The 9,342-nt window shown below is 39.2% G+C and carries 8 protein-coding genes; 6 read left to right on the forward strand and 2 right to left on the reverse strand.

Features of this window, described 5'->3' with window-relative positions:
• Positions 1–18: 18 nt before the first annotated feature.
• On the reverse strand, positions 19–1,320 hold the full coding sequence (locus tag ICJ55_RS10625) for an NCS2 family permease (RefSeq protein WP_025236556.1): 1,302 nt from the start codon (positions 1,318–1,320) through the stop codon (positions 19–21).
• A 102-nt stretch (positions 1,321–1,422) separates the two neighbouring features.
• Complete coding sequence (locus tag ICJ55_RS10630) at positions 1,423–2,409, reverse strand: oxidoreductase (protein WP_188156775.1); 987 nt, start codon at positions 2,407–2,409, stop codon at positions 1,423–1,425.
• A 254-nt stretch (positions 2,410–2,663) separates the two neighbouring features.
• On the opposite strand from ICJ55_RS10630, the gene ybfE reads away from it, so the two are divergent.
• The 6 genes from ybfE (at position 2,664) to ICJ55_RS10660 (ending at position 9,143) form a co-directional block, all read left to right on the forward strand.
• Complete coding sequence (gene ybfE, locus ICJ55_RS10635) at positions 2,664–2,939, forward strand: LexA regulated protein (protein WP_025236558.1); 276 nt, start codon at positions 2,664–2,666, stop codon at positions 2,937–2,939.
• 5 nt (positions 2,940–2,944) lie between these two features.
• The gene (gene fldA, locus ICJ55_RS10640; protein ID WP_025236559.1) at positions 2,945–3,469 is read left to right on the forward strand and encodes a flavodoxin FldA; all 525 of its coding nucleotides are present in this window, start codon (positions 2,945–2,947) and stop codon (positions 3,467–3,469) included.
• 31 nt (positions 3,470–3,500) lie between these two features.
• The gene (gene fur, locus ICJ55_RS10645) at positions 3,501–3,941 is read left to right on the forward strand and encodes a ferric iron uptake transcriptional regulator (RefSeq protein WP_006250413.1); all 441 of its coding nucleotides are present in this window, start codon (positions 3,501–3,503) and stop codon (positions 3,939–3,941) included.
• 95 nt (positions 3,942–4,036) lie between these two features.
• On the forward strand, positions 4,037–6,697 hold the full coding sequence (locus tag ICJ55_RS10650) for a PqiB family protein (protein WP_425168898.1): 2,661 nt from the start codon (positions 4,037–4,039) through the stop codon (positions 6,695–6,697).
• 17 nt (positions 6,698–6,714) lie between these two features.
• Complete coding sequence (gene luxS, locus ICJ55_RS10655) at positions 6,715–7,224, forward strand: S-ribosylhomocysteine lyase (RefSeq protein ID WP_025236561.1); 510 nt, start codon at positions 6,715–6,717, stop codon at positions 7,222–7,224.
• A 71-nt stretch (positions 7,225–7,295) separates the two neighbouring features.
• The gene (locus ICJ55_RS10660) at positions 7,296–9,143 is read left to right on the forward strand and encodes an ABC transporter ATP-binding protein (RefSeq protein WP_188156777.1); all 1,848 of its coding nucleotides are present in this window, start codon (positions 7,296–7,298) and stop codon (positions 9,141–9,143) included.
• Positions 9,144–9,342: the final 199 nt, after the last annotated feature.

Genomic DNA, 9,342 nt, shown 5'->3' on the forward strand with positions numbered 1-9,342 from the left:
AGAGGGAAACCTACGAAGTTAATGAGCATCTGCCCAAATAAATTTGATCATAAAGAGCAATGAAATCACTAACACAGACGGGCTGATTTCTTTCCAACGCCCGGTGAATGCTTTCATTACACAATAGCTGATAAAACCAAAGGCAATTCCTTCGGTAATTGAGTAAGTAAATGGCATCATTGCTGTAGTAATGAATGCCGGTGTAGCTTCAGTTAAGTCGTCCCATTTTACCTCAATCAGGCTTGAAGCCATCAAAATCCCGACGAATACCAACGCACCTGCGGTTGCATAAGCAGGCACTAAACCAGCTAATGGTGAGAAGAAAATAGTCAGTAAGAATAAAATCCCCACAACAACCGCAGTTAAACCGGTACGACCGCCAACAGAAACACCTGAACCACTTTCAATGTAGGTTGAGATCGCCGATGTTCCCATATAAGAACCCGCCATTGCTGCGGTACTATCTACTAATAGAGCCTGTTTCATTCTCGGGAAACGACCTTGCTCGTCGGCAAAACCCGCTTTAGTGGTTACTGCAATCAACGTACCTGATGAGTCAAACAAGTTTACTAACATAAAGGAGAAAATAATGCCAAGTAAGGCAACATCAAAAGCTCCGGCAATATCAACCTGCCCGACAACAGCACCTAAACTTGGCGGCATAGACATTATACCGTTGAATGTTACAGCAGGATCGAAAATTAAAGCTAAGCCTGTAACCACTACAATCGATACTAATACACCAGAGTGAACGCCCTTAGCCGCTAACACAACGATGATAAAGAAACCTAAAATCCCCATTAATACTTTAGGATCGTGTAAGTTACCTAATGCAACTAAGGTCGCTTCATTTGGTACAACAATACCCATATTTTTAAAGCCGATTAACGCAATAAATAAGCCGATACCTGCCCCAATGCCTACTCGTAAACCAAGTGGAATCGCAGACATAAACCAGTAGCGAACTTGCAATACGGTTAATAGGAATAAGCCCACAGAGCCTAAGAAAATTGCCCCCATACCTACTTGCCAAGAATAGCCTAATTTTTGCACTACTACAAAAGCAAAAAAGGCATTCAACCCCATTGCGGGTGCAAGTGCAATCGGTAGGTTACTGAATAAGCCCATTGCAATAGTACCAAATGCAGCAATTAAACAGGTGGTTACGAATACAACTTGGGTATCCATTCCTGCCACACCTAGAATGGACGGATTAACGAAAACAATGTAAACCATTGTGAAAAAGGTAGTAATACCCGCGATGATTTCGGTTTTAGCATTACTTCCTTTTGCTTTAAGCTGAAATAATTTTTCTAACATAAGACCTTCGGAACTTCATAAATTTTGAAATGACAACGCCCAAGCAATCGGTTGCTCGGGCGTTGGTGATTTTTATCACGGAATGAACCGTTTGGCAAGTATTTAATATTCTAAAACTAATTTTAATAGTTCAACCGATAACAATGCCAAACTAAAACGTTGCTCATCAGCCACAGACCAGAACTGAATTTCTTGTTCTGATTTGGCTAATAACTGGCTGATTTCTAATGCATTTCGCTCTTCGTTTTCACCATTTTTTACCGCGGTAATCACTGAATTTTCATTAAAATTAATCCAACTTGTTGCTTTCCATTCCGTACTTAAATTTTCAGCATCTAGCGGATACTCAGATTGTACCGAAACCATTTGCGACACACCATAAAATACCGGCACTTGAATAGTGTGGAAAGTAATACAAGCGGTCAAATTTGGTAAAACCTTTGCAAGTTGTAACTCAAAGGCTTTAGAGAAAGGCAACTTTTTCTCCTCACCTTGCACATTAGCAGGCACAACATCAAAAGCAATACGCTCAGCATTTTCATCAAACGGAATACCGTTTAATAAACGTGCGGTTTGCCCTGCCAGCTCTTTCACTTTTTCATCGCCAAAATAAGCTGAAGGTAAAAGTGAAGTAACAAACACTTGATTTAAAGGCTGAACCAATAACGGCTTTAATGCCAATGCCAGTTGCGAAACTTGTGGATTAGCCAGAGCAACAATATTTCGCTCACGCACATTTGCCACATTTTCATCATTTACACTTGGCACAATTACAGGTACATCGCTAATCAATGCGGTAATGCCATATAAATCTAAAATCACACAGCCCGCTTTCACCGCTTCAGCCAACACTTCTGCTTGAGCCATTTTGCCTGCAAATAAAACGTGAGTAAATTCAGCCCAATTCACTTCATCTAACGCATATTGTGCAACGGCTTTTGCTCCTAAGCGTAAGTTTTGCTCTTCTCCGAAAGGCTCTAATTCTACTGCCGAAATTTTCTCAATGCCTAAATCTTGGGTTTCTAATACTTCAAGTAGTTTTTCTGCAAGCGTAAAATCGCTCGCAATAGCTAAATGGATAATTGACACATTTTCTCCTTTTCATCATTTTCGTTTCAGAATTATAGTGCAATTTACCTTTCTTCGCTATTCTGAATAGTAACGACAGGTTTATACCCACAACGAGTTAATTGCAACTTTTTAGCAAAAAAACACCGCTTGTTTTCCGACTGATTTACTTTTCAAATGTTTGGATTTTTGATATAGTTCACACTTTGGAAAGTAGCTTCTCATTCTCATTAAAATGGAAAGTGAATGGAAGTCAAAAAGCCCGATATAAAGAAATGGCAAAACAAGATTCAGATTGTATCACATTAGATCTGTTTGCGACTGTACCAAAAGTTGGGCGTCCTCGCACTAATCCTCTTGATAGAGAACAACAAATTCGAATCAATAAACGTAATCAGCTAAAGCGAGATAAATCGTCGGGTTTAAAGCGGGTTGAACTTAAACTGCATTCGGATTTAGTCAAACTTTTAGAGGAACAGGCAGCCGAACAAGGTATTTCACGTGGGCAGTTGATTGAAATAATTCTAAATAATTATATCAAAAATAGGTAGTAGCAATGGCAGTTGTAGGTTTATTTTACGGTAGTGATACCGGCAATACAGAAAATATTTCTAAAATGATTCAGAAAAATTTAGGTGCTGAATTAATTGATATTCGTGATATTGCTAAAAGTACGAAAGAAGATATTGAAGCATACGATTTTCTGATGTTCGGTATTCCGACTTGGTATTATGGAGAATCTCAAGCAGATTGGGATGATTTTATGCCAACGTTAAAAGAGATTGATTTTAACGGTAAAGTGGTAGCAATTTTTGGTTGTGGAGATCAAGAAGATTACGCAGAATATTTCTGTGATGCAATGGGTACAGTGCGTGATATTATTGAGCCAAACGGTGCGGTTATTGTTGGGCATTGGTCAACTGAAGGTTATAACTTTGAGGTTTCACAAGCTTTAGTTGATGATGCAACTTTTGTCGGTCTTTGCATTGATGAAGATAGACAACCGGAATTAACCACTGAGCGTGTTAATAAATGGTGTGCACAGTTAAAAGAAGAAATGTGTTTAGACCAACTTGCATAAGGTTTTAAGTAAAGATAATTAGGTGGCAGATATGTCTGAAGCAAATATTAAACGTTTAAAAGAGGTAGGCTTAAAAGTTACCGAGCCTCGTTTAACCATTCTTGCATTAATGCAAGACATTCGTGATGAAATGCAACATTTTGCAGCGGAAGATATTTATAAGATTCTGTTAGAAAAAGGTTCAGATATTGGTTTGGCAACTGTTTACCGTGTATTAAACCAATTTGAAGAAGCGGGCATTTTAACTCGTCATAATTTCGATGCAAACAAAGCGGTATTTGAATTAAATATGAACCACGAACACGATCACATCATCTGTATGGATTGCGGTAAAGTATTTGAATTTAAAGATCCGGATATGGAACGCCGCCAACGTGAAATCAGTGAAAAGCACGGAATGGAACTAACCAACCACAGTTTATATCTCTACGGTAAATGTAGCAATTTAACCAATTGTGATGAGAAAAAATAAGATCGCTTATTTAACTTAATTATCTATTACCGAAGCCCCTTTTTGAGGGTCTTCGGTATTGTTCTATATAGGTTTCGCTAATTATTAATATTATGATGGAAGAACAGACACAACCTGTAATGGATGCCCAAATCAGGCAACCTCGCAAAATATCGCCTTTTTGGCTCTTGCCAATTGTCGCTTTTATTATTGGGGCTTTACTTTTTTTCCAGATCTTAAAAGAACAGGGCGAAACAATCTCGATCCGATTTGCTAAAGGCGATGGAATTGTTGCAGGAAAAACCATTGTCCGTTATCAAGGTTTAGAAATCGGGCGAGTAAAACGTGTTTATTTTGTTGATAATTTAAGAGAAGTTGAAGTTTTAGCCGAGATCAATGCTGAGGCGAGAAGCCTATTACGCCAAGATACTAAATTTTGGCTGGTTCAACCCTCTGCTTCATTAGCAGGGGTTTCCGGGTTAGATGCGATTGTTTCGGGTAACTATATTACGCTCTTGCCCGGTGAGGGTGAGTCTGCCGATGAATTCATTGCTGAAGAAGATCCCCCAGCTGTTACCGTAAGTGATGGCGATTTACTTGTTCGTCTCGTTTCTGATGATATCGGCTCAATTAATGTAGGAGCAAGCGTTTATTTCCGTAAAGTGCCTGTGGGAAACATTGCCGACTACCGTTTTACCAAAGATCAGAAGAAAATAGAAATCGACGTTATCATTCAGAAAAAGTACGCTCATTTGGTGAAAAAAGAGAGCCGTTTCTGGAATATTAGTGGTATTAGTGCCGATCTTAATTTACAAGGCATAAAAGTTAATATGGAAAGTCTTGCCTCTGTAGTGCAAGGAGCGGTTGCCTTCGATTCACCTGATAATATGGAAGCAGCCGAACAAGAGCAAAAATTTGAACTATATCCGGATTTAAAATCGGCAAAACGCGGTATTGAAATCAAGGTTAAAGTACCTGTTTCGCCTAATTTAAAGGTAAATGAAACCTCTGTTTTTTATCAACGTACACAAATCGGTACGCTTTCTCAGCTCAAATTACCTGAAGTAACCGATAACGGCTTACCACAGCAAAACTTGGAGCAAGATAAATTAATTGAGGGCATTTTATTAATCGATCCAAGTTATGAAAATTTACTGCGTTCACAAACGAAAATATTGCTGAAAGAGCCCAAATTTGCGTTAAATGCGGAGCAATTAACTAAAATTGGCGAGCTTCTGCGTGGTATTTATTTTGATGTTCACCCCGGAGAAGGAGAGCCTCAATCTGAGTTTATCGTACAAAATGAAGCCGATTACTTATTAAGTTTACCAAATTTACTGAGTTTCAGCCTAACTGCACCGCAAGCCTATGGAGTTGATGTAAATCAAGGCATTTACTATAGCGATGTGCAAATTGGTGAAATTGTTAAACGTTCATTAGATTTAGAGAATATTCGCTTTGATGCGATTATCTATCCGCCTTATCGTAATTTAATTGGCAGTAACAGTAAGTTTGTTGCCATTTCCAATCTGGATATGTCAGTCGGTTTAGATGGCTTACGTATACACGCAGGCTCTCCGTCTGATTGGTTAAAAGGCGGGGTTCGCTTAATGAATGGTAAGAGTGAAGGTTCTCCTAAAAAGCAATATCTGTTATATAAAGATATTGAAAGTGCAGAATCCGGAATTTCAAACTTAAGCAAAAAAGCGACTATCACGCTTTCCGCTGAATCCCTATCAGGTATTAGCGAAGGTTCAGTTGTACTCTATCGAGACTTCCAAGTTGGCGAAGTCTTAAGAGTAACACCTAAGCAAAATCGCTTTGATGTTGAACTCTTTATTCAGCCTAATTATCGCCATCTGTTAACAGATACAAGCCGTTTCTGGATTGAGCCTGCAACCAATGTTGATGTGTCATTAAAAGGTGTAAACATCACTACAGCGCCTTTAATGCGAACATTAAAAGGAGCGATTAGCTTTGATAATGGTGGTTCAAAAGGCAATAAAACCCTTTATGCAACGCAAGAGAAAGCAACCTCAGGTAATACTTACATTACTCTCATTGCGAAAGATGGTAGCAAACTCAGTGAGGGTATGGATATCAAGTATATGGGCTTAACAGTGGGTCGAATTGAAAAACTGGAATTGCAAAATGCAAAAAAACAGATAAAAGCGACCGCTTACATTCAAGGCAAATATTATCCGTCTATTGCTAAAGCTGGTGCAAAATTTAGTGTGGTTTCGCCTGAAATTAGTACGGCTGGCTTTAAAAATTTAGATGCTGCATTGCAAAACTATATTACCGTTGATGCGGGTTCTGGCAAAGCTCAAAACTATTTTGAGCTATCACAAACCGATACAGTAAAAACAACCTACGCAAGCGGCTTCCCAATTATTGTGGAAACCACAAATGCCAATGGTATTCAGCCGGAAGCACCTGTACTTTATCGTGGAATGCAAGTCGGTATTGTGAGCCACTTAAGCTTAAGTGAACTCAACGACAGAGTGTTAATTCACCTTAAAATTAACAATAAATACAAACACTTAGTCAGAACTAATACCCAATTCTGGCAAGCGTCAGGCTATACAATGGATATCAGCTTACAAGGTGTGAGTATGAATTCCGGTACGATGTCGCAATTATTAAACGGCGGTATTGAATTCTCTACCCCTTACACTAAAGTGGTGAAGCCACAAGCCCAAGCCAATAGAAGATTTTTCTTACAACGCAAACTTCCTGAAGATGCCCCAGCGTGGGAACAAGGAATTGCAGAATAATATTATGGAGTGAAAAAATGCCTTTATTAGATAGTTTTAAAGTTGATCATACTAAAATGAATGCCCCTGCGGTGCGTGTTGCTAAAACAATGACAACACCAAAAGGCGATACTATTACCGTGTTTGATTTACGTTTTTGCCGCCCGAATATTGATATTCTTCCTGTGCGTGGTATTCACACAATGGAGCATCTGTTTGCTGGCTTTATGCGTGATCACTTAAATAGCGAAAACGTGGAAATTATTGATATTTCACCAATGGGTTGCCGCACCGGCTTTTATATGTCGCTAATCGGCTCACCTTCTGCACAAGAAGTTGCAGATGCTTGGACGGCTTCTATGGAAGATGCGTTAAACAAAATTCCAGATGTTTCCGCAATTCCGGAACTGAATGAATACCAATGTGGCTCTTATAAAGAGCATTCATTAGAAGAAGCTCACAAAATTGCTCGTGATGTTTTAACTGTAGGAATTGGTATTAACCGTAATGAAGATTTAGCATTAGATGACAAATTGTTAAATCCGTAATTTTTATTAAAATCTTACTGGGGCAAATTGCTATTTGCCCCTACTTTTTTATACTCGGAAATCATTAGTTTATGTTTGAAAAACTCTTTAGATGGTTTGAGGCAAGGGTGGAAACCTACCCAAATGAAATGCCGAAAACGCCAAAATCAGGTTTAATTCCTTTTATTTTTGATGCTACAAAAGGAATGCGAATTTATATTCTAATCCTAACGATCTTTGTGGCAGCAGTTGGCGTTATTGAAGCTATCCTGTTTCAATTTATGGGCGATTTAGTCGATTGGATCAACAAATACACACCGGCTGAACTCTGGGCTGAAAAAGGTTGGACAATTATAGGAATGTTTTTTATTGCGATACTCGCCGTTGTATTCGTTTATCTCGCCAGCAGCATTCGTTTCCAATCTTTGCAAGGCGTTTTTCCAATGCGTTTGCGTTGGAACTTCCACCGCTTAATGCTAGGGCAAAGTCTAGGCTTTTACCAAGATGAATTTGCAGGGCGAGTATCCGCAAAAGTAATGCAAACGGCTCTTTCCGTGCGTGATGTGATTATGACTTGTGCGGATATGCTGGTTTATGTATTAGTGTATTTTACCACCTCAAGTGTGATTTTATTGCAACTGGATAGCTGGTTATTTGTCCCCTTTATCTTATGGGTGATTTCACTTGCTGCCACCATTATCTATTTCGTGCCTAAACTGGCTCAAGCAGCCCAAGAACAATCTGATGCTCGAAGCCTTATGACCGGTCGAATTACAGATGCTTACTCAAACATTGCAACTGTCAAGTTATTCTCTCACGGTAATCGTGAATCTGCTTATGCGAAAGAATCAATGGAAGAGTTTATGGTTACAGTACATAAACAGATGCGTTTAGTTACCGTGATAGAAACCGTAACCAACCTAACCTCTATGGCATTAATTATCTCCACCGTAGGTATCGGTTTATGGCTTTGGGGGTCAAGCGTAGTAACTGCTGGGGCTATTGCCACCTCAACTGCGTTAGCATTAAGAATCAAAGGATTATCGCAATGGATTATGTGGGAGTTTGCCCGTCTATTTGAAAATTTAGGTACCGTACAAGACGGTATGATTACCCTTTCCAAACCGCACAATGTGGTAGATAAAGAGAATGCTCAACCGTTAAATGTAACCAAAGGCGAAATTAAATTTGAGAACGTAGATTTTGCCTACGATGTCAAAAAACCATTACTGAAAGATTTTGATTTAACCATCAAACCGGGTGAAAAAGTGGGCTTAGTAGGTCGTAGTGGTGCAGGTAAATCAACGCTTACCAACTTACTATTACGTTTTTACGATATTCAAGACGGATCAATTACGATTGATGGTCAGAATATTCGAGATATCACACAAGAAAGCCTCCGCTCACAAATTGGCTTAGTAACGCAAGATACCTCACTACTCCACCGTTCTGTGCGTGAAAACCTAATGTATGGTCGCCCAACTGCCACAGAGGAAGAGATGATTAAGGCGGTAGAACAAGCTGCGGCTAGTGAGTTTATTCCAAACCTGCAAGATGCTAAAGGCAGAACAGGTTTCGATGCACACGTTGGCGAACGTGGAGTAAAACTCTCGGGCGGACAACGTCAACGTATTGCAATTGCCCGTGTAATGTTGAAAGATGCCCCAATTCTATTATTAGATGAGGCAACCAGTGCATTAGATTCGGAAGTGGAAGTGGCAATCCAAGAAAATCTCACCAAACTGATGGAAGGCAAAACCGTGGTAGCAATTGCTCATCGCCTCTCTACCATTATGGCAATGGATAGATTAATTGTGCTAGATAAAGGCGAAATTGTTGAACAAGGCACACACGAAGAATTACTCGCTCAAAATGGCGTTTACGCAAGACTTTGGGCTCATCAAAGTGGGGGATTCTTACCAGAACATACCGATATCTAAACGTAGATCTCACCTTATCTTTTAAGATCAAGCGGTCATTTTTAGTGAAAAATTTGCAAATTTTCAGCAAAAAATGACCACTTGTTCACCAATTAAAATGTCCTTGAAATTCATACCGAACCTATCAAAATTTTGACAAAAATTTTCAAGATTTCTCCCCTTTTTTCAGGTATCATTACTACCTTTATTAACAATAATT

Source organism: Mannheimia bovis (assembly GCF_014541205.1).
Classification (GTDB): domain Bacteria; phylum Pseudomonadota; class Gammaproteobacteria; order Enterobacterales; family Pasteurellaceae; genus Mannheimia; species Mannheimia bovis.

Coding starts and splice junctions, on each gene's coding strand:
- fldA (WP_025236559.1), top strand. CDS start 2,945: ATGGCAGTTGTAGGTTTATTTTACGGTAGTGATACCGGCAATACAGAA.
- ICJ55_RS10650 (WP_425168898.1), top strand. CDS start 4,037: ATGGAAGAACAGACACAACCTGTAATGGATGCCCAAATCAGGCAACCT.
- ICJ55_RS10625 (WP_025236556.1), bottom strand. CDS start 1,320: ATGTTAGAAAAATTATTTCAGCTTAAAGCAAAAGGAAGTAATGCTAAA.
- luxS (WP_025236561.1), top strand. CDS start 6,715: ATGCCTTTATTAGATAGTTTTAAAGTTGATCATACTAAAATGAATGCC.
- fur (WP_006250413.1), top strand. CDS start 3,501: ATGTCTGAAGCAAATATTAAACGTTTAAAAGAGGTAGGCTTAAAAGTT.
- ICJ55_RS10660 (WP_188156777.1), top strand. CDS start 7,296: ATGTTTGAAAAACTCTTTAGATGGTTTGAGGCAAGGGTGGAAACCTAC.
- ybfE (WP_025236558.1), top strand. CDS start 2,664: ATGGCAAAACAAGATTCAGATTGTATCACATTAGATCTGTTTGCGACT.